The organism is Tritonibacter scottomollicae (genome assembly GCF_032924845.1).
Classification (GTDB): domain Bacteria; phylum Pseudomonadota; class Alphaproteobacteria; order Rhodobacterales; family Rhodobacteraceae; genus Epibacterium; species Epibacterium scottomollicae.
The window spans coordinates 3,481,118-3,503,039 of the sequence record NZ_CP136704.1; the positions used below are offsets into that span (position 1 = coordinate 3,481,118).

A 21,922-nucleotide genomic window follows, 5' to 3' on the forward strand; every position below is an offset into this window, starting at 1 on the left:
TGCCTTGTTCGGGCAAGGTATGGCAGGGGTCAGGAGGCGCTGGCAAGCCTCACGTGGTCCGGGTCGGTCTTGGCGTCGCGCATCGGCGGCCAGGGGCGCTTGTCTTCTGCCGCGCACCAGGCCAGCACCCAGTCGGGCAGGGGCGGGCTGTCGATATCCAACCCCCAGGCCTTGATCACCCGCGCGGGGGCCACGATACCGTTCTTGTCCGTCACCACCGTGCGCAACAGCGCATGGTTGGCGCAGTCACCGTTGGCCTTCCACATGCCCTGTTCCACATAAATAAACCGGTCGTCCCAGCCGATTGCCCGGCTTTTCATCTCAAAACGTTCAAAGGCCTTGATGCGGCGGCGATACCTGATCGACGTACCGGCCACAGCCACTGCCCAGCCTTCGCGCTTCAGCACCCCGGCCAGCCCGCTGCGCAAGGTCAGCATGGTGCGCCCGAGATCATAGAGCGTCAGCGTGCGGCCGTTGTTCAGCTCCATCCAGATGTCGATGTCCCACGGCCAGCAATGGTGGCGCGACACATGGGTGTCGAGCGGCGCAAGGCGCGGTTGGCGGCTGGCAAGAACAGCGTCTTTCAGCAGGCGGACAATCGGGTACATCTGAACACTCCGGTTTACTTGTTCCCTAGATGCCACCCGTTCACTTCACGTCAACCAGGGACCTTGCGGAAGGGTTGCGAAATCGGCATGTCCCGCCTACCTGTGATGCAGAGCGAAAGAGGAAATTTCAAAGATGCAGTCGCTGTTTCAAATTCTGATGCTGGTTCTGGACATTGTCTGGTTCTTCATCATTGCCCACGTGATCATGAGCTGGCTGATCAATTTCCAGGTTCTGAACCTGAACCAGCAGTTCGTTGCGCAGATCTGGTACGGTCTCAACCGTATTCTTGAGCCGATCTATGCGCCGGTGCGCCGTGTTCTGCCTAACATGCAGGGTATTGATCTGGCGCCGTTGGTGGTTCTGGTCGCGGTCTACGCTCTGCGCATCATTCTCGTGAACAACGCGAGCGTTTTCTACTAATCGGGTCTGGTGCAGGGCGATGTAAGGCGCGTCAATTGAACGCCATCCCGCGCTGCACCTCTTGCCCCCCGATTCCACCTGTGGGATTGTGCCGCGCATAGCATGAGCAGACCAACCCACAGGCCCCTCACATGAGCGACGCAATCCCCCTGTTGCGCGATATCTTTGGCTTCGACGGCTTTCGGCCCGGACAGGAAGAGATCGTCGATGCCGTGACCGCGGGCGAAAACGTACTGGCGATCATGCCCACCGGGGGCGGCAAATCCCTGTGTTTCCAGCTGCCTGCGCTGCGGCGCGATGGGATCACCGTGGTGATCTCGCCGCTGATCGCCCTGATGCGCGATCAGGTCCGCGCCCTGCAGGAGGCCGGCGTCTGCGCGGGCGCGCTCACCTCCGGCAACACGGAAGAAGAGACCGAGGCGGTCTGGAATGCCATCGAGGCGGGCGAGCTGAAGCTGCTTTATATGGCCCCCGAACGTCTGGCGGCGGGCAGCGCCATGGGCATGCTGCGCCGCATCGGCGTGTCGCTGATCGCGGTGGACGAGGCCCATTGCGTCAGCCAGTGGGGCCACGATTTCCGCCCAGACTATCTGCGCATCGGAGAGCTGCGTCGGGCGCTGGATGTGCCGCTGGCGGCCTTTACCGCAACGGCGGATCAGGAAACCCAAGCTGAAATCGTCCAGAAACTGTTCGATGGCGAGGTGCCGCGCGCCTTTTTGCGTGGCTTTGATCGACCCAACATCCACCTCGCCTTTGCCGCAAAGGACAGCCCACGCAAACAGATTTTGGAGTTTGCCGACGCGCGGCGCGGTCAGTCCGGCATCGTCTATTGCGGCACCCGTGCCAAGACCGAGGACATCGCCCGAGCGCTTGAGGCCTCCGGCCATGTGGCCTGCCACTATCACGGTGGCATGGAGGCCGAGGACCGGCGCATCGTCGAAACCCGCTTTGCGCGCGAGGACGGTCTGATCGTGGTGGCCACGGTGGCCTTTGGCATGGGTATCGACAAGCCTGATATCCGCTGGGTGGCCCATGCGGATCTGCCCAAAAGCATCGAGGCCTATTATCAGGAGATCGGCCGTGCCGGTCGCGATGGCGCCCCGGCGGAGACGATGACGCTGTTCGGCCCCGAGGACATTCGCCTGCGCCGCACCCAGATCGACGAAGGGCTCGCCCCGCCCGAGCGTCGTGGCGCGGATCATGCGCGGCTCAATGCGCTGTTGGGTCTGGCCGAGGCGATGATCTGTCGCCGCCAGACACTGCTGGGCTATTTCGGCGAAGACGCGCAGCCCTGCGGCAATTGCGATCTCTGCGACACGCCGGTGGCGACCTTTGATGGCACCACCTCGGTGAGGAAGGCGCTGTCGGCGATCCTGCGCACCGATGAGACCTATGGCGCGGGGCATCTGATCGACATCCTGATCGGCAACGCCAATGACCGGGTGCGGCAGAAGCGCCATGACGACCTGTCGGTTTTCGGCTGCGGAAAGGATCACTCGAAACCGGAATGGCAGGCGATCTTTCGTCAGATGATGGGCCGCGACCTGGTAAGGCCCGACCCGGAACGCCACGGTGCGCTGCGGATGACCGAACCGGCGCTGCCGATCCTGCGCGGAGAGGCGGAGATCACCCTGCGCAAGGACACTGTGAAATCCGCCGCCCGCCGTCCGGCAGTGAAGGCGCTGGTCTCGGATGAAGACGCGCCGCTGCTCTCTGCCCTGAAGGCAAAGCGCCGCGCCTTGGCCGAGGCGCAAAAAGTCCCGGCCTATGTGATCTTCCCCGACCGCACCCTGATCGAGATGGCCGAGAAACGCCCGCAAAACCTGGACGAGATGGCGCGGATCAGCGGCGTCGGCGCCAAGAAGCTGGAGCGCTACGGCGATGCCTTTCTCACTGTGATCACCGGCGAGGCAGAGGTGCTGCACCCGGCGCGGCGCAAGCTGGCCGGGCGCGAACAGGGCTCGATCTACGACACGCTGCTGGAAGTGCAGGCGCGGTTGCAACGGGGCGAGTGCGGCACCCAGAAGCCGCTGACCTGTTCAGCCTCGCAGCTGGCGAAAGTGGCGCAGATGCGCAGTGATGATGAAACGGGTCTTGAACGTCTGCTGGGGGAGCGCCGCGCGGAACGTTTCGCCATGGCGTTTCTGGACGTCTTGCGCGGCGCGGGCTAAGTCGGTGCCCTGAACCAACGGAGGCAGTGAATGCTTGTAGTGACATCCCCCGCCAAGAAACTCGACTGGTCCGACCGCGATGTGGACATGACCTATCCGGCGCTGCAGGGCGACGTCATCGCGCTGGCCGAAGAGGCACGCAAGCTGTCGGTGGGCGATCTGATGAAGCTGATGCATATCAGCGAGGATCTGGCCAAGCTGAACCACGACCGCTTTCGCGCGTTTGAAGATGACCCCAAATTTGAGGATCTGCGCCCCGCCGCGCTGGCCTTTGCCGGCGATACTTATCAGGGGCTGGATGCGGTCTCGCTGGACGCGGAGGAGATGGCCTGGGCGCAGGATCATTTCCGTATTCTTTCAGGCCTTTATGGGCTCCTGCGGCCGCTAGACGGGATGCAGCCCTACCGACTGGAGATGGGCTCGCGGCTGAAGACGGCCAAGGGCAAGAACCTCTACGAGTACTGGGGCAGCACCATTGCCGAAGCGCTGAATGCGCAAGCCGGGGCCGTGGGGGGCGATCTGCTGGTGAACTGTGCCAGCCAGGAGTATTTCGGCGCCGTGGATCTGCAGGCGCTGAAGCTGCGCGTCGTGACGCCGGTGTTTATGGAAGACAAGCCGGGCGGGCCCAAGGTTGTGAGTTTCTATGCCAAGAAGGCCCGTGGCGGGATGGCTCGCTTCATCATCCAGCATCGGTTGACCGACGCCGAAGCGATCCGTGATTTCGACAGCGGTGGCTATGCGTATCAGCCCGAATTGTCGGAGACCGACAAGCCGGTGTTTCTGCGCAAGGGCTGACCCCTAGCCGGTGGCGCGCAGCCGGCCCGCCTCGTCGGTCAGCGGCGCCACATCATCAGGCTTGTTGTCCATGATACGCTCGTGGATCAGGGCCTTGCGGAGCGGTTTGGTCAAATAATCGTCGAGGCCAGCCGCCAGAATACCCTCGGAGTCACCGTCCATCGCATGGGCGGTGAGCGCCACGATCTTGATCCGACGCCCTGACTCCTGCTCCAGCCCCCGAATCGTTCGGGTGGCTTCCTTGCCGTCCATTTTTGGCATCGAGATGTCCATGAAGATCATGTCGGGCTTGAAGTTCTGGTAGAGTTCCACCGCTTCCTGCCCATTGCCGGCAAACTGCAGATCGATGTTCAGGTCTTTCACCATCTTGCGGAACACAAGTTGATTGGTGCGGTTGTCTTCTGCCGCCAGAATTCGCATTGGCCGTTGATCTGATCGACCTGCCTGCTTTGGCGTCTCTTGGGGGGGAGACCCGGTTGATGGCGGGGGTGTCGTGTCCGTTGGGGCAGGGGATGTTTCAACATCCATTGTCGATGTGTTGAGACCTGCCAGCGCCGTAAAGAGGGCGCCACGTGGTAGCGGTTTTTGCAAGACACCGGAAAAGATCTCGCGGATCGCGGGGTCGCGACTGTCGGCGGGGTCGGATGACAGCAACAGCACCGGCATATTCCGCTGCGCGTGTCGCAGGCTGCGTGCCAGCTTCAGCCCATCCATGCCGGGCAGGTTGCGATCAGTGATCACCAGATCAACTTCGTCGGAGACCTTCTCCAGCGCCTCGGCGCCGTTGTTGACCGCAAGCACCTTGAGCCCAAGGCGTTGCAGCTGGCGGTTGAGGATCTCGCGATTGACCTCCATGTCGTCCACGATCATCACGCAGTTCAGGTTCTCCGGCAGCTCCGGCGCATTGATCTGGCTGCCGTTTGATACCACGAGCGGCAGGCGGAACCCAAAGCACGACCCTTGGCCAAGCTCACTCTCGACCCATATTTCGCCATCCATCATCTTGATCAGCCGCTCGGTGATCGCAAGGCCAAGACCGGTGCCCTCGAACTGGCGATTGGCTTCATCCTCGACCTGATTGAACTCGCCAAAGATGTGCTGGATTTTTTCCTCGGGTATGCCGATGCCGGTGTCCTCGATCGCGATATGAAGCATCACGGTGTTATCTTCGGGGTGGGGCACCCCGGTGACCCGTGTGGTCACATGGCCGGTGTTGGTGAATTTCACCGCATTCCCGATGAGGTTGGTCAGGATCTGACGAATGCGACCCGGGTCGCCGATGAAGCTGGTCGGCATGAACAGATCGTAATCCACCAGCAATGTCAGACCCTTGTCGCGGGCATTGGCCTGAAGCAGCATGACTACCTCATGCATGCAGGCCTCCAAATCGAAGGGTTCGGGATGCAGGACCAGCTTTTCCGCCTCGATCTTGGAATAGTCGAGCACGTCATTGATGATCACCAAGAGCGCGTCGCCGGAATTCTTGATGGTGTTTGCGTATAGGCGCTGTTCTTCGCTGAGGCTGGTATCGTTCAGCAGCTCGGCCATGCCCACGACACCGTTCATCGGCGTGCGGATCTCATGGCTCATGTTGGCGAGGAAAGCGGATTTGGCGCGGTTGGCGGCCTCGGCGCGTTCGCGGGCCGTGCGTAGCTCTTCCTCGTAATGCACGGTCGCGGTGATATCGAGTGCAAGACTGACGATATCGCCATCATGGCCGCGTTGGTCGATCAGCTTCAGGTAGCGGTCATTCCACAGGCGGATCACCGTGGGTTCCGGCGCGGGCGACATCCAGCGTTCGGTCATCGTCGCGCGCCAGGCATCCGCCGAGAGCTCCTCGGTGTCGATCAGCCCCTCATCCGTCAGGATCTGCAGAATGCGCACATAGGATACGCCGGGCGAGACCTCCTCGACCCCTTCAAAGATGTTGAGGTAGGCGGTGTTGGCGCCGATCAGCTTGCTGTTGTTGTCGAAAAACGCAAACCCGTCCTGAAAGGCCTGAATGGAATGCCACAGGCGTCGTTCGGCTTGTTCAACCTTCTCATTGGCGGTGTTGAGATCACTTTTGACCTTTTCGTTTTCGTTGCGAAAGGTCGCGATCTCTGCCTGCGTAGCACCGATGCGTTTGGTCAAGGCCAGCGCATGCCGACCGAGCTTGCGGTTGGCGTCCGTCAATTCCGCTTGTTTCAGCTCCAGTAGTCGCTCTGCCGCCAGACGGGCTCTGCGTTCCTGGGCCAATTTATCAGCAAGCGACATATGCGCCAACTCCAACACTACTCATTTCCAAACCTGCGGCCTCAATCTCGCAGCCAATCCTTAATTTGCCTTTAGCGCTAGTGGTATGGCGAGCATGCTTGCCATGAGGTTAACCGCATGCGAGCCTCTGCGCGTTGACAGGGAGAATGCCATGCGGCGCCTTTTGATTTTATTCACTTTTCTTTTTTCTCATATTTTGTTGCCCGCAGTGCAGGCCCAGGCTGATGATTCTGGTCCTTTGCCGGCACAACGGTTTGTCTCGCAGCCTGACACCGATCATTTTGGTGCCGATCTGCAGGCGCTCTTCGATACATCTCTGAAGTCCTGCCAGCGGGCCTGCGCTACGCAATCGGCCTGTGTCGGCTTCGTCTACAATCTGAAATCCGATGCCTGCTTCCCGAAATCAGCGCTGCGCGATCCCTCGTCCTTTGTCGGTGCCCTGACGGTCCGCAAACTGTCGGTGGATGAAGGCCTCGCTGCACGTGCCGCGGAGCGCGCGTCCCGGCTGTCCTTGCCCGGTGGCGTGGATGTCGCGTCTGCGCGTGATCTCGCCGTCGAGATCGGCACGCGGTACCAGCTGAGCGGACGTGATCTCGACACGCTGGTCGAAGGGGCGCAACAGTTCTTTGTCGGCAATAATGCCGAAATGGCTGTCCGCTGGATGGGCGAAGCCGTGGCCCTCAGCGACGCTGCCGATCTCTGGGTCGAATATGCCCGCTACATGCGCGCAATGCCGACTGATGGCGGCAGTGAAACCCGCCGTAATCATGCCGAGGCCGTTGCGGCCGCGCTGAATGGATATCTGCGTGCTGACTCGCCGCCAATGCAGGCCACCGCCCTGACTGAGGCTGCACTCGCACTGGAGAAACTGGGCCGTGGCCGCGATATGATTTCCGTGCTGCGTCTGGCGGAGACCATCGAACCTCGTAAGCAAATTGCTGACATTCTGAGCCGGGCCGTCGCAAAATACGGCTTCCGCGTCAGCGACACCCGGGTCGAGGCCGACAGCGCTGATCCGCGCATGTGCGTCGTCTTCTCCGAGGAGTTGGTCAAAACCGGCGTAACCTATGGCGATTACGTGAAATCCGAGGCCGAGGGTCTGGCGGTTGAAGCCGCGGGGCAGGAGCTATGCCTCACCGGTCTCAGCCATGGTCAGCACCTGCGGGTCACCCTGCGCCGGGGCCTTCCGGCGGCCAATGGCGAGACACTGATCAAGGACGTCGACCTCAGCCAATACATCCGCGACCGCAGCCCCTCGGTGCGCTTCCCCGGTCGCGCCTATGTGCTGGCGCGCAGCGATGTGATTGCGCTGCCGGTGGAGACGGTCAATGTCGACAAGCTCGATCTGAAACTCTCCCGCATCAGCGATCGCAACCTGTTGCGCAGCATGCAGGAGGATCTGTTCGCACGCCCGCTGAACCAGTGGCAGAGCGACAGTTTTGACGCCACGCTCGCCGAGGAACTCTGGACCGGCACCGCCGAGGTGGAGCAGGATCTCAACCGCGACATGACCACACGGTTGCCGCTGGACGATGTGCTGGCCGACCAACCTGTGGGCATCTACGCGCTCAGCGCGGCGGTGCCGGGCGCCGATCCCTATGACAGCCCGGCGGCGATGCAGTGGTTTGTGCTGACCGATCTTGGCCTCAGCTCCATGTCCGGGGCCGATGGGTTGCATGTGCAGGTTCAGGGCCTGTCGGATGCCAAGGCCCGCACAGGCGTCGAGGTCGAGCTGATCTCGGAGGCCAACGCGGTGATTGCCCGAGCCACCAGCGATGCCACCGGCTATGCGCATTTTGCACCAGGCTTGACGCGGGGCACCGGCAGCGCCGCGCCCGCGATGCTGCTGGCCCGTGCGGGTGAGGAGGACTTTGCCTTCCTGTCGCTGCGTGATGCCGCTTTTGATCTGTCGGATCGTGGTGTCGAGGGCCGTCCCGCGCCCGGTCCGGTTGATGTCTTCCTGACCACGGATCGTGGCGCTTATCGTGCCGGTGAAACCATCAACATCACCGCTCTGTCGCGAGATCCCCGCGCGCAGGCCATCGAAGGCCTGCCGCTGATCGCGGTGCTGAAACGCCCTGACGGTGTGGAATATTCGCGCCATATCTCTGACGGTGGTAACGCCGGTGGCCATGTGTTTGCCTTGCCCGTGGGCGACAGCGCCCCGCGCGGCTCCTGGGCGGTGGAGCTCTACACCGATCCAAAGGCCGATCCGCTGGCGCGGCAAACCGTATTGGTCGAGGATTTCCTACCCGAGCGGATCGATTTCGAGCAGGACATCCGCGACGTCGCCAGCCTGCGCCCCGGCGGCCAGCTGGTTGTCGACATCGACGCCCGCTTCCTGTTTGGCGCTCCCGGCGCTGGCCTGAGTGTCGAGGGCGACGTTTCTCTCGCCCCGGTGCGGCAGCTTGCGGATTGGCCCGGCTATCGCTTTGGGCGCTATGATGCGCAGACCACCCGCCAGACCAGGTATTTTGGTGGCGATGAAACGGACCCGAAAGGGCAGTCCGTGGCCATCGGTGACCTGCCCGAGGTCGAAGCCGCCGGCCTGCCGCTTGAGGCACGCTTGCGCACGCGACTTTCCGATGGCTCCGCCCGCCCTGTCGAGCGTGAACTGACTGTACCGGTGCAGCCTGCGACACCCGTGATCGGGATCAAGACGCAGTTTGCCGATGACGTGGTGGCCGAGGGCACCGAGGCCGGCTTCGAGCTGATCTCGCTCGCACCGGATCTCGCCCCCGCCCCGATGCAGGTGCAATGGGTGCTGAACCGGGTCGAGACGCGCTATCAGTGGTATCAGCTCTATGGCGACTGGCAGTGGGAGCCGATCACCCGCCGCACCCGCGTGGCCTCGGGCGAGGCGATGCTGGGCGGCGATCCGGTGGCGGTCACCGCGCCGGTGGATTGGGGGCGCTACGAGCTGGTGGTGGAACGTCTGGATGGCGACTATGTGACCGCTGCGCAGGATTTCTACGCTGGCTGGTATGTGCCCGCCTCCGACGCGCAGACCCCGGATCGTCTGGAACTGTCGCTGGATGGCGAAAGCTACGCCCCCGGCGACACTGCTCGCCTGCGGATCGTGCCGCAAGCGGCAGGAACCGCGCTGATCTCCGTCATGGGCAGCGAGTTGATCCACCGTCAGGCGGTCGAGGTGACAGCAGGCGAGAACGTGATCCCGCTTGAAGTCACATCCGACTGGGGCAGCGGCGCCTATGTGACCGCCTCTGTCGTGCAGCCCGTCGCCAGTCGGCAGGGCCGCACACCGACCCGGGCGCTGGGCATCGCCCATGCCACGGTGACCCAGCCGGGGCAGGAGTTGGATGTCACGATCAAGACTCCTGAGGTCACCCGCCCCCGCCAGACGGTCGAGGCGACCGTGACTGTCGCCGGGGCCGAGACGGGCGAGGAAGTCTGGCTGACGCTGGCCGCCGTTGATGTCGGTATTCTCAATCTCACCGGCTTTCAAAGCCCGGATCCCGTGGGCTATTTCCACGGTCAGCGGCGTCTGGGGATGGAACTGCGCGACTTCTATGGCCGCCTCATCGATCCGGGCAACGGCGCGTTAGGGCGTGTGCGCTCCGGCGGCGATGCCGGGCTTGGGGCGCAATTCCAGTCCCCCCCGCCGACGCAGGATCTGATGTCGGTCTTCCACGGCGCGGTGCAGGTCGGGGAAGATGGTAGCGTGAGCCTGCCCATCGATCTGCCGGACTTCAATGGCACCGTGCGGCTGATGGCTGTGGCTTGGACTGACCGCTCGGTCGGGCAGGCGGAGGCCGATATGATCGTTCGCGATCCGGTGGTGCTGACCGCATCGCTGCCTCGCGTCTTAGCGCCCGGCGATCAGAGCCGCATCCGGCTGGATATCACCCACGCCGATGGGCCTGCGGGCGAGATCGGTCTGGGGGCTGAGGTGATCGGGGCTGGGCTGCAATTGGGCGCGCTGCCGCCTTCGGTGACACTCACCGAACAGGGCCGGGTGCTGCTAGAACTGCCGGTCACGGCAGAGGCCGTGGGCGATCCCGAGGTCCGCCTGAGCCTGACCACCCCCGGCGGCGAGGTGCTGGACCAGACCCTGCGCCTGCCGGTGCGCGCCAATGATCCCGAGGTCTCGGAAACCCGGCGCTTCTCGCTGGCGGGCGGCGACAGCTTCCTGTTCAACGCGGATGTGTTCGCAGGTCTGCGCCCCGGCTCCGCCCGCGCGGTGATGTCGGCAGGACCGCTGGCCAAATTCGACGTGCCGGGTCTGTTATCGCAACTGGACGGCTACCCCTACGGCTGCACCGAGCAGGTGACGTCGAAGGCGCTGCCGCTCCTCTATCTGTCGTCGGTGGCCGAGGCTGCCGGTCTGGGCGATGGCCCCAAGGTGGACGCGCGCATCAACGGCGCCATCCGCAAGGTGCTGACCCGGCAGGCCGCCAATGGCGCCTTTGGCCTCTGGCGCGCCGAAAGCGGCGATCTGTGGCTGGATGCCTATGCCTCCGACTTCCTCAGCCGGGCCCGGACCAAAGGCTACATCGTGCCAGATCAGGCCTTTGCCCGCGCCATGGACAATCTGCGCAACCGGCTGAACTACGCGCCTGATTTTGACAGCGGCGGTGAGGAAGTGGCCTATGCGCTGCTGGTGCTGGCGCGGGAGGGCGCTGCGGCGATGGGGGATCTGCGGTATTATGCGGATGTGAAGGCCGAGGCCTTCTCAACCCCGATGGGCGCGGCGCAACTGGGGGCGGCGCTTGCGGCCTACGGTGATCAGCGCCGGGCGGACAAGATGTTTGCCCGCGCCGCGCAGATGATCGCAGGCCAAGGCGCCGAAAAGCCAGTGTGGCGTGTCGATTACGGCACCCAACTGCGTGACTCGGCTGCGGTCTTGGCGCTCGCGGTGGAGGCCGGCAGCACGGCGGTTAATCGCGACTACCTCACGGCGCGGGTTTCGGGCGGTGACGGCTATCGCTCCACCCAGGAAGCGGCCTGGAGCCTGATGGCGGCGCAGGCGCTGGTCGACAATCCCGAAGACTCCGGTCTGCGCGTCAACGGCCAGCCCGTTAGCGGCGCTTTTGTCGAGGTGATGGAGGGTGACAGTCCGGCAGATCTGTCGGTCACGGCGGCCTCCGGGCGGAGCACCGACATTACCCTGACCCGCATCGGCGTGCCTATCGTGCCGCCTCCGGCGCGTGGCTACGGCTTTGCCCTGACGCGGGAGTATTACACGTTGGAAGGGGAGCCGGTGGATCTGGCCTCGGTCGCGGTCGGCACCCGGCTGGTGACGGTGCTGCGGGTGTTGCCGCAGGAGGAGATCGGTGCCCGGCTGATGATCAATGACCCGCTGCCGGCGGGGCTGGAGATCGACAACCCCAACCTGCTGCGCTCCGGCGATCTGCGAGATCTGGACTGGCTCAGCCTCTGGGAGGCCGATCATGTGGAGTTCCGCTCGGATCGCTTTCTGGCGGCGGTGACCTCGCGGGGGGACGATCCGATCACGCTGGCCTATATGGTGCGCGCGGTCAGCCCCGGTGAGTTCCACCACCCGGCGGCCTCGGTTGAGGACATGTATCGCCCGGCCTATCGCGCCAATACGGCGGCGGGACGGCTGCAGGTCAAATGACACCGACAGATCGCCCCGGCTGGCTGCGCATGTTGCGGCGACGGCGGGGGCGCCCGGCCCCTGCCGGGGCCGGGCGCGGCCTGACCGTTCGGTCAGGCGGGGGCGGTGCCCGCCCCTTGGTCCAGACGATGGCGCGGCTCAGGACGCCGCTGTTGGTGATGCTGGTTGCAGGGGGTCTGGGTGGCAAAGGGCTGGAGGCCTGGGTCGCGGCCACCGAGCTGCCCCGCAGGCTTGCGGAAACCTCGGTCGAGCTGCGGGACCGCGCTGGTCGCCTGTTGCGGGCCTATCCTGTGGAGGATGGCATCTGGCGCATGGCGGTGCGGGCCGAGGATGTGGACCCGACCTATCTGCAGATGCTGCACGCCTATGAGGACAAGCGGTTCGACACGCACATCGGGGTTGACCCGCTGGCGATGCTGCGCGCGGCCGGGCAGGCCCTGTGGCACGGGCGCACAGTCTCTGGCGGCTCCACGCTGACCATGCAGGTGGCGCGGCTGCTGGAGGATGGCTCGACCGGGCGCTGGAGCGGCAAGCTGCGCCAGATCCGGGTGGCGCTGGCGCTGGAGCGGCAGCTGTCGAAATCGGAGATCCTGACGCTCTATCTGACCCATGCGCCCTTTGGCGGCAATCTCGAAGGGGTGCGGGCGGCGAGCTTTGCCTGGTTCGGCAAGGAGCCGCATCGCCTGACCGCCGCCGAGGCGGCCTTGCTGGTGGCGCTGCCGCAATCGCCGGAAACACGCCGCCCTGACCGTTCGGTAGGTGCAGCACGCTCCGCACGGGCGCGGGTGTTGCAACGCAGCCATGAAGCCGGTGTGCTGTCGGCACAGGTCGCGCGTCAGGCGGCGCAGGCACGGGTGCCGGACAGCCGCCGCCCGTTCCCGTTGCTGGCGCCGCATCTGGGCGACCAGCTGCGGACGGCCTCGCCAGCGCAGGCGCGGTTTGACGTGACGCTGGACGCCGATCTGCAGGCGCGGCTACAGGCTGTTCTGCACCGGCGGGTGACGGCGGCGGGGCCACGGCTTGGTGCCGCGATGATCGTGGCGGACCACCAAACGGGCGAGATTCTCGCCCGGATCGGCGCGCCGGACTATACCAATTCCGCGCGGCGCGGTTTTGTCGATATGGTGACGGCTGAGCGCTCGCCCGGCTCGACCCTGAAACCGCTGGTCTACGGCCTCGCCTTTGACGAGGGGCTGGTGCATCCCGATACGCTGATCCGCGACGCGCCGGTGTCCTTTGGCGGTTACGCGCCGCAGAATTTCGACGGCAGTTTTCGCGGCGACATTCGCGTGCGGGATGCGCTGCAGATGTCACTTAACACGCCGGTGGTGACCCTGACCGACGCGCTTGGGCCCTCGCGGTTGATGGCGGCAATGCGTCAGGCCGGCATGCGCCCCGTGCTGCCGGGTGGCAAACCCGGGCTGGCGGTGAGCCTTGGTGGCGTTGGCGTCAGCCTGCAGGATCTGGTGCAGATGTATGCGGTTCTAGCAGCGGGGGGGGCGGGACCACGGCTGTCGGTTCAGGCAGGCGACGGCAGCGACCGAACCCCGCAGGTGATTTCCCCTGTTGCGGCTTGGTACCTTGGCAATATCCTGCGCGATGTGCCGGTGCCGCGCGGTGCCCGGGCGGGCGTTCTGCCCTACAAGACCGGCACCTCCTACGGGCATCGGGATGCCTGGGCCGTGGGGTGGGACGGCCAGCATGTGATCGGCGTCTGGCTGGGACGGGCGGATGGTACCCCGGTTCCGGGCGTCTTTGGCGCGGAACTGGCGGCGCCGGTGCTGTTCGAGGCCTTTGCCGCGTTGAAGCCCGACCTGACGCCGTTGTCGCCGCCGCCGCCCAATGCGCTGGTGCTGTCCTCGGCCGAGTTGCCGCAACCGCTGCAGCGGTTCCGCGCCCGGGATGAGGTGTTTTCCGACACTGGCATCGGGGCGCCGGAGGTGGTCTTTCCGCCCACCCGCGCCCGGCTCGCGCTGGTGGAAGGCCGTCTGGCGCTGAAGCTGCGCGGCGGGAGGCTGCCCTTCACGGTGCTGGCCAACGGTCTGCCGGTAGCCCGGGGTCTGCGGTCGCGTGATCTCGACCTGCCGAGCCCCGGGCCGGGCCACGCCACGCTTGTGGTGATCGATGCGGACGGGCAATCTGCCCGGGTGACCGTCGAGATCGAGGAGACGGGCTGACGCGAGCGAAAGAGGAGGCGAGCGGAATGCAGCAGGCAGGACACTGGATTTGGGCGCTGATCGCGGCGGGGGTGATCGGGGCGGGCAGTGCTGCCGCCGATTGCGCCAGCGACGAGGAGGTTGCGCGGTTTGTGGCGGATTACATGGATCATCGTCCAACCGAAGCACTGGGGCAGGGCGGCACGATGGTGGATGCACTTTGCACCCAAGCCCGTCTGAGTGATGCCTTGGCTGCGCATCTGGGACCGGTGATCGGCTACAAGGCAGGGCTGACCAGCACCCCGGCGCAGGAGCGGTTTGGCGCCAGTGCGCCGGTGCGCGGCGTGCTTTATCGTGACATGATGCTGGAAACCGGCGCGACGCTCGACGTGCCCTGGGGCGCGGTGCCTATGGTAGAGGCGGATCTGGTGCTGGAGATCGGCGATTCCGCCGTCAATTCCGCCACCACACGCGAGGAAGTGATGCAGAACATTGCCAGCATCCGCCCCTTCATCGAACTGCCGGATCTTGCGGTGGACCAAAGCCAGCCGATGACGCCGGAAACGATCACCGCAATGGGGGTGGGCGCGCGACACGGGGTTCTGGGCGCGGCGATCCCGGTGGAGGACGCCGCCGCAATGACCAAGGCGCTGGCCGAGATGCAGGTGCAGCTGCGCGATGGCGCGGGCGAGGTCGTGCTCTCCGCGCCTGGAACCTCCGTTCTGGGGCATCCGGCGGAGACGATCCTCTGGCTGCACGCGGTTGGCGTGACCTTCAAGGCGGGAGATTTGGTCTCGGTGGGCTCTTTCGGACCGTTGGTGCCACCCGGCAGCCTCAAGGGCGGTGCGACGGTGAGCTACGAGGGCCTGCCGGGAAGCCCGGAGGTGTCGGTGCTGTTTGGGCCGTCGTCCTGAGGGAAATTGTCCAAGCCCACCTGCCCGCGGTGGTTTGCAAGAACATCTGAGGAGTGAAGGGTTTCGCATCGGGCTTTGCCCGATGCGACCCGCGCCGCGCCTTTGGCGCGGCGCTTGGCCCACTGCGTGAAAAATGCCTCAGGCCACAAGAGCGGGCGGAGGTGCTGTTGCTCCAACGCCGCGCGACTCAGGCTCAGGTCCGTAAGCGACCCATGAGTTATGTCAGCTGCGCCCTTCGCGCAGCCAGGCGCCGATCAGCAGTGACGCGGCCAGCAGCACCAACAGCCACGCGGGCAACAGCGGCGACTGGGTCACGGCGGTGGTCTCATAGGCGCCACGCGGTACCAGACCAATCCAGCCACGCCCCGCCGCGGGCCGCCCCTCGCGGATGTTGCGCAACGATGGCAGCCCATCCTCCAGCGCCACAGCACCGCCGCGCAGGCTGCGCACCAAGGGCGACATCACATCGGCGGTGGCGATGGTCTGTTCGAACTCCCGGGGCGCGGCGGGGCCAAGGCCGATCACCGCACGTTCGTCGCCCTCCGCCAGATGGTAGAGGCCGATCTGATCACTTTCATAGCGCCCCTCCCAGAGACCGGGACGTGCCTCGCGCAAGCGAATCTGCGAGGTGCTGCCGTCCGGGGCGGTCACCGTCACCGGGCCGACGGTTTCCCCAAGCGTGCGCCGCTGGATGCGCATGCGCTGGCCGGTGGCCTCGGCGGTGAGCACCTCTTCTTCCAGCTCCGGCTCCTTCATCATCCAATGGGCGAGACGGCGCAGCAGTTCCAGCTGCGGTCCGCCGCCCTCATACCCGCGACTCCACAGCCAGGCGTGGTCCGAGGCCAATAGCGCGACACGGCCCTCCTCCACCCGGTCCAGCGTCAGCAGGGGGCGCTCGCCGATGCCGCGCATCAGTGTGGTGCCGCCGGTGGTGTCCAGCTCCACCTGCCGCATCCAGCGCCCCCAGTCCTCGGCGCCGGTCAGCTCTGCGGTGACCGGATGCTGCAGGCCGGTCTCGCTGATGGTGGGGCGATAGGGCTCTTCCAGTACGCGGGCCGAGGGGCTGGCAGGCAGAACCTCCGCGAGAGGCGTGCGAAAAATACTGTCGGCGCTGGCGAAATCCGGCCCCGCCGCCACCAGCACCGCGCCACCGCGGCGCACGTAGTTGGCCACATTCTCGAGATAGGCTGAGGGCAGGATTCCGCGTCGCTTGTAGCGGTCAAAGATGATGAGATCGAAATCCTCGATCTTCTCCAGGAACAGTTCGCGGGTTGGGAAGGCAATCAGCGACAGCTCGTCCACCGGCACGCCATCCTGTTTTTCGGGTGGCCGCAGGATGGTGAAATGCACCAGATCGACGGCGCTGTCGGATTTCAGCAGGTTGCGCCATGTGCGCCCGCCCGGATGCGGCGCGCCAGAGACCAGCAGCACCCGCAGCCGGTCCCGCACGCCGTTGATCTGCAACAACGCGGCGTTGTTGCGGGCGGTCAGCTCGCCCTCGGCCTCGGGGACGCGGAACTCCACCACGTTGCGCCCGCCATGGGGCAGGGTCAGCGGCAGGTCGAAATCGACCCCCACCGGCAGGCGGAAAGTCTGCGCCTCGCCACCATCGATGGAGATCTGCAACTCTGTCAGCCGCGCATCATCGGGCACAGCGCCCTGATCCTCGACCCGGAGCGTCAGGGTGATCGGTTCGCCGATGATGCCGAAGGAGGGCGCGTTCTTGACGATCAGGCGGCGGTCCCAGTCGTCCGAGCGGCCCGTCATCAGCAGATGCAGCGGTGCGGGCAGGTCAGGCGCGCGGGCCATGTCGTGCACTTGCCCGTCGGACAGCGCGATTAGCCCGGCCACCCGGGCGCGCGGCTCGTCCGCCAGGGCTCGGGTCAGCGCGTCCATCAGCTGGGTGCCGCCATCGTCTGGGCTGTCCTCCACGGTGATCCAGCGCACCTCGGTGTTGGCGCGCCCGGCCAGCGCCGCCTCCAGTTCGGCGCGCGCGACCGTCATCTGGTCGGCGCGGTCGGACAGGTGCTGGCTGGCGGTGCGGTCCTCAGCGACGATGACGATATCACTGAGCGGGCTGCGGTCTTCGACCTGCATCACCGGGCCAGCCAGCGCGGCCAGCAGCACAAGTGCTGCGCCCGCACGCAGCGCCCAGCCTGCAAGCCGCCGCCAGATCGCCAGCCCCAGCGCCAGCGTGCTCAGCCCGGCCAGACCGGCCAGCACCAGCCAGGGCACCAGCGGGTCGAAGAGGATGGATTGCGTCATTGCGGATGGGCTCCTTGCGGCGCGAATTGGAGGGTGGCCATGGCGCTATTGCCCCAATCGATCGAGCAGTGCCGGCACATGCACCTGGTCGGATTTGTAGTTGCCGGTCAGCACATGCATCAGCAGGTTGACGCCAAAGCGCCGTGCCAGTTCCCGCTGCCGTTCGCCGGCAAAGCCGCGTCCGACCGGGTAAAGGGGGGCGTTGTCTTGATCCACCGCCCAGGCCGCGGCCCAGTCGTTGCCGCCGATGACCACCGGTGTCACCCCGTCGTTGAGGTTGCGAAACGGCAGCCCCTCGACCTGTTCGGCATCCTCGGGCGCGGCCTCGACCCAGATCTGACCGCGCGGATGACGACCAGGAAAATCCTGTAGCAGATAGAAGGCCCGGGTCAGCACGTGGTCGGCGGGCAACGGCTCCAGTGGCGGGATGTCCAGCGGCAGCGCCAGTTGCTGTAGTCGCCGCGCCGCGTTGCTGGTGGCTCCGGCCTGCGCCAGATCCGCATCGCGGGTGTCAAAGAGGATCATGCCGCCGGTGCGCAGATAGGCGTTGAGCTTGGCATAGGCATCGGAGGAGGGCAGCGGCTGGCCTTCCGTCACCGGCCAGTAGAGGAAGGGAAAGAACGCCAGCTCATCCGTCTCCAGATCAACGCCGTAAGGCGGTGCAGGCTCGATCGACGTGCGGAGGGTCAGAACGTTGCTCAGCCCCTGTAGCCCCTCGGAGGTAATGCGGTCGGTCTTGGCATCGCCGGTCAGAACATGTGCCAAAGTCAGCTCAGCGGTAAGGTCGGTCGGGGTGGTGGCCGATTTGGCCAGCATCTCCTGCGGCACCCCAAGCATGAGACCACTCATCAGGAAGATTGCCGCCGTACGGGCAGGTGACCAGAGGCCGGACACCAGCAACGCTGCGGCAATATCCAGCGCCAGCATCACCAGCGCCGCACCTAACAGCAGACCGCCAAACGGCCGTTCATCTGCCCCCTCATAAGTCATCACCGGCACCGACGCGGGCCAGGATGTGGGCAGCACATCATCGCCCTCCCGCAGGACGTTGCGGGCATAGGCACGGCTGCCGCTGGTATAAAGCCCCGGTTGCAGTTCGGGACCAGAGGGCGCATCGACCAGATTCGGACCGGCGACCCCGGCCAGCGTGTCGGCGTCCGTCAGGCGGCCAAAGCCATCAAGAACCTCGGCGGCCTGCCAGGTAGTGCCCTCCAGATCAGCGGCCACCGGAGGTTTCGCGGCGGAGGACACCGCGAGGCGCTCCAGCATCTCGACGAACAGGCCCGACAGCGGCAGGGTGCTCCATTCCGCATTGGCCGTGACATGGAACAGGATGACCTGCCCCTGACCCAGCGGCTTGCGGGTGACCAGTGGCGTGCCGTCGCTCAGCTCGGCCACCACACGGCTGGCCAGCTCGGGGTCCGGCTGCGCCATCACCTGCGAGCTGACCGTGACCTCCTGCGGGATCTCCAGCCCGTAAAAGGGCGAGCCCTCGCCAAAGGGCGCCAGCGCCTTGGGTTCGCCCCAGCTCATGGCGCCGCCGATGCTACGTCCGCCGATGCGCAGGCGCACTGGCATCAGCGGCTCTTCGGTGTCGCGGGCGGTGTCGCTGGCGGCCAGACGTGGCCCGGCAAAGCGCAGCAGCAGCCCGCCCTGATCCACCCAGTCGATCAGGGCTTTTTCCTGTGCCGGGGCCAGTCGGGCCACATCGGCCAGCACCACCACATCCGGGTTGGCGGGCAGAAGGTCCGATAGCGCCCCTTCCAGCAGCTCCGCCGTTGGCTCCAGCGCCTGACGCAGATAATGCAGAGGGGACAGCAGTGCGAGACCCTCGTCGCTGCTCTGGGCCGAGATCAGCGCAACCTCGCGTCGCCGCAGCCGATCATCGGTCAGCGAAACTGCCCCGGCAGAGCGGGTGTTGAGGATTTCAAAGCGGCTGATGCGGGCGCGCAGCTCCATCGGCAATGCCAGCTGCGCCTCGGTATGATGCGCTGCCGCGTCGAACTCCAACGTAGCCGAGGCCAGTGCGCGTTCGGTGCCGCTGGGGTCAGGCCCAAGCGCCTGCACCGTGGCCTCTTGCGCCAGACCCGCCGTGCTGCGCGCGGCGTGGAGCACGATCAGGCCATCTTCATATGTGGCAGGCAGCAGGCCGATCACCGGCGCGCCGCTTTCGTAGACATCAATTTCGCCACGTTCTGCCAGCGCGGTGACCAGATCGCTGCGGCCCTGCATTTCCACCCCATCGCTGAGCCAGAGCGTGTCGAAACCGCCATCGGTCTCGGAAATCACGTCGAGGGCCGTGGCCACCTGAGCAGGGGCGGCGACCCATGGCGCGGGTGTCATCCCTGCCAGCTGCCGGGTCCATTGCGCGGCAGCGAGGAATTGCAACGGTTCCGGTGCGGTGAGACGCAGCATGGCGACGGGGCGCCCCGCCCGCCCGGCTTCGGAGAGTTCCGCTTCGATCTGAGCGCGGTTCTGCTCCCAATTTGGCGCTCCGCCCCAGCCCGAGTCCATCACGATCAGCAGGGGGCCGGAGCCACCGTGTTCCTGTACCGGGTTCAGGACCGGACCAGAGAGGCCAATGATCGCCGCCGCAACCGCCAGCATCCGCAACAGCAGCAGCCACCACGGTGTGCGATCCGACAGGCTTTCGTCATCCTTCAGCCCCAGAAGCAGCGTCACCGCAGGGAACGGCTGCCGCTTTGGCGCGGGCGGGATGGCGCGCAGCAGCAGCCACAGGATTGGCAGCACCAACAGCCCCAGCAGCAACCAGGGACTGGCAAAACCTATGCCCGCGATCATGATCATTGGCGTCGCTCCAATGCGTGATAAAGCCAGAGCAGGCCAGATTGCGCGCTGTCCCCGGTATGATGCAGCCCCAGTGTCCAGCCCGCAGCGCGGCACAGGCGCTCCAGCGCGTCCCGCCGCTCGGCCAGGCGCTCCAGATAGCGGTCGCGCAGGGCGGAGGCTTTCAGTGTTTCATGGGTGACGCCATTGCCCGGACCTTCAAAGCGGGTGCGCCCGGCAAAGGGGAACTGTTCTTCGCTGGGGTCCAAGACCTGCAACAGCACGCCGCGCAGCCCACGATCCGCAGCTTTGGTGAGCGCGATCTCCAATTCCTCAAACGGGCCGAGGAAATCGGACACAAACAGCGCCCTGGCATGCGGGATCAGCGCCCTGTGCTCTGGCGGGGCGTAGGGGGTATCGTCATCATCGGTGAAATGCTGTGCCATGCGCAGGACTTGCATATTGCCACGGCGGGGCGGCAGCTGCCCGCCGGTCAGGCCGACACGCTCGCCCCCACGGATCATCAGCACCGCTGCAGCCAATGACAGCAGGCGAGCCCGGTCGATCTTGCGCGGCAGGTTTGTATCAGAGGCAAAGCGCATGGATTGCCCCTGATCGACCCAAAGGTGAACGGTCTGGGCGATTTGCCATTCCCGTTCGCGGACAAATTGCTGATCGCCTCGGGCTGATCGGCGGTGGTCGATCATGCGGCGACTGTCGCCCTGCTGCACCGGGCGATACTGCCAGAAGTCATCACCGACGCCCGAGCGCCTGCGTCCGTGCTCCCCCAACAAAACCGCGCCCGCCAGCTGCTGCGCCTGCACGAGCAGGGGCGGCAGGACACTGGCGGCCTCTTCGGCGCGGGTGCGGAGCTGTCCAGCGGGGATATCCGCGATGCCGTTGCGAGAGGACGCGGGCTGGCTCACGCTGCGGCCTCGGTCCGGACCAATGCGGCGGCGGTCTCGTCGATCAGATCCGCCAAGTTGTCACCACGTGCCCGTGCAGCAAAGTTCAGTTGCATCCGGTGGCTCAGCACCGGGCGGGCCATGTCGATCACATCCTCGGCGTTGGGCGCCAGCCGCCCTTGCAGCAGCGCCCGCGCCCGGACCGCCATCATCAGCGCCTGCGCGGCGCGCGGTCCCGGCCCCCAGGCCACGGTCTGTGCCACCCGGGCGGTCACGTCAGGTTCGTCAGGACGGAAGGCGCGCACGAGATCGAGGATCACTTCGACCACCGATTCACCGACGGGCATCCGACGCAGAAGCGTCTGCGCGGCGATCAGTTCGGCAGCGGTAAAGACCTGATGTGCCTCCTCTTCCTCGACGCCGGTGGTGGCCAGCAGGATATCGCGCTCGGTGTCGCGGTCAGGGTAGGGGACGTCGATCTGCAGCAGGAAACGGTCCAGCTGTGCTTCGGGCAGCGGATAGGTGCCCTCCTGTTCGATCGGGTTCTGGGTGGCCAGCACGTGGAACGGCGCCTCCAGTGCCCGATCCGCACCAGCAACGGTGACGGTCTTTTCCTGCATCGCCTGCAAAAGCGCCGATTGCGTTCGGGGCGAGGCGCGGTTGATCTCATCCGCCATCAGCAGCTGGCAGAAGATCGGCCCCTGCACAAACCGGAACGCCCGGGTGCCGTCGGCGGCGGTGTCCAGTACCTCCGAGCCGAGGATATCGGCGGGCATCAGGTCGGGCGTGAATTGCACCCGGTTGCCATTGAGGCCCATAACCGTCGATAGCGCCTCGACCAGCCGGGTCTTGCCGAGGCCGGGCAGGCCGATCAGCAGCCCGTGACCACCGCAGAGCAGCGCCGCCAGCGTCAGGTCCACCACCCGTTCCTGGCCGATGAACCGGCGGGTGATGGAGGTCCGTGCCTCCTGCAGCTTGGTTTCCAGCGCCTCGATGTCGGACAAAAGATCCTGTGCTTCGCTCATGACTTCCCTTCCCGTGGGCT

12 protein-coding genes are annotated in these 21,922 nt (G+C 65.5%); 6 read left to right on the forward strand and 6 right to left on the reverse strand.

The features are described 5' to 3' along the window. Positions 1-29: 29 nt before the first annotated feature. A complete protein-coding gene (locus R1T40_RS17240; RefSeq protein ID WP_317384997.1) occupies positions 30-608 on the reverse strand; it encodes an acyl-CoA thioesterase in 579 nt (192 codons plus the stop codon). Positions 609-741: 133 nt separating this feature from the next. Here R1T40_RS17240 and R1T40_RS17245 point away from each other — a divergent pair, with 133 nt between their 5' ends. The 3 genes from R1T40_RS17245 (at position 742) to yaaA (ending at position 3,995) form a co-directional block, all read left to right on the forward strand. Continuing rightward, complete coding sequence (locus R1T40_RS17245; RefSeq protein ID WP_106164370.1) at positions 742-1,029, forward strand: YggT family protein; 288 nt, start codon at positions 742-744, stop codon at positions 1,027-1,029. Positions 1,030-1,160: 131 nt separating this feature from the next. Further along, a complete protein-coding gene (gene recQ / locus R1T40_RS17250; RefSeq protein ID WP_317384998.1) occupies positions 1,161-3,200 on the forward strand; it encodes a DNA helicase RecQ in 2,040 nt (679 codons plus the stop codon). A gap of 30 nt (positions 3,201-3,230) precedes the next feature. Further along, entirely contained in the window at positions 3,231-3,995 is a 765-nt protein-coding gene (yaaA, locus tag R1T40_RS17255; protein WP_317384999.1) for a peroxide stress protein YaaA, read from the forward strand. A gap of 3 nt (positions 3,996-3,998) precedes the next feature. Here the strand turns inward: yaaA and R1T40_RS17260 are convergent, their stop codons facing one another. After that, positions 3,999-6,251 carry a response regulator gene (locus R1T40_RS17260; RefSeq protein ID WP_317385000.1) on the reverse strand — a complete coding sequence of 751 codons (2,253 nt, stop codon included), beginning with the start codon at positions 6,249-6,251 and terminating at the stop codon, positions 3,999-4,001. Positions 6,252-6,402: 151 nt separating this feature from the next. On the opposite strand from R1T40_RS17260, the gene R1T40_RS17265 reads away from it, so the two are divergent. The 3 genes from R1T40_RS17265 to R1T40_RS17275 all read left to right on the forward strand — a co-directional run bounded on the left by R1T40_RS17265 (position 6,403) and on the right by R1T40_RS17275 (position 14,920). Then, positions 6,403-11,850, forward strand: coding sequence for an alpha-2-macroglobulin family protein (locus R1T40_RS17265; RefSeq protein ID WP_317385001.1), 5,448 nt, complete (start codon positions 6,403-6,405; stop codon positions 11,848-11,850). 128 nt (positions 11,851-11,978) lie between these two features. Further along, positions 11,979-14,027: a penicillin-binding protein 1C gene (gene pbpC / locus R1T40_RS17270; RefSeq protein ID WP_394805039.1), complete on the forward strand. Its 2,049-nt coding sequence runs from the start codon at positions 11,979-11,981 to the stop codon at positions 14,025-14,027. A gap of 26 nt (positions 14,028-14,053) precedes the next feature. Beyond that, positions 14,054-14,920 (forward strand): 2-keto-4-pentenoate hydratase, encoded by an 867-nt coding sequence (locus tag R1T40_RS17275; protein ID WP_317385002.1) that lies wholly within the window; start codon positions 14,054-14,056, stop codon positions 14,918-14,920. 222 nt (positions 14,921-15,142) lie between these two features. Here R1T40_RS17275 and R1T40_RS17280 read toward each other — a convergent pair whose 3' ends face one another. From R1T40_RS17280 to R1T40_RS17295, 4 genes are read right to left on the reverse strand one after another with little or no spacing between them, the layout of a single operon-like run. Continuing rightward, positions 15,143-17,185, reverse strand: coding sequence for a DUF7408 domain-containing protein (locus R1T40_RS17280; RefSeq protein WP_317385003.1), 2,043 nt, complete (start codon positions 17,183-17,185; stop codon positions 15,143-15,145). 45 nt (positions 17,186-17,230) lie between these two features. Beyond that, positions 17,231-19,993: a DUF4159 domain-containing protein gene (locus R1T40_RS17285; RefSeq protein ID WP_317385004.1), complete on the reverse strand. Its 2,763-nt coding sequence runs from the start codon at positions 19,991-19,993 to the stop codon at positions 17,231-17,233. Beyond that, positions 19,990-20,898, reverse strand: a complete 909-nt coding sequence (locus R1T40_RS17290) for a DUF58 domain-containing protein (RefSeq protein WP_317385005.1) — start codon at positions 20,896-20,898, stop codon at positions 19,990-19,992. Before R1T40_RS17290 ends, R1T40_RS17285 begins: the two co-directional genes overlap by 4 nt. Continuing rightward, positions 20,895-21,902, reverse strand: coding sequence for an AAA family ATPase (locus tag R1T40_RS17295; protein WP_317385006.1), 1,008 nt, complete (start codon positions 21,900-21,902; stop codon positions 20,895-20,897). The genes R1T40_RS17290 and R1T40_RS17295 overlap by 4 nt, the downstream gene beginning before the upstream one ends. Positions 21,903-21,922 lie beyond the last annotated feature (20 nt).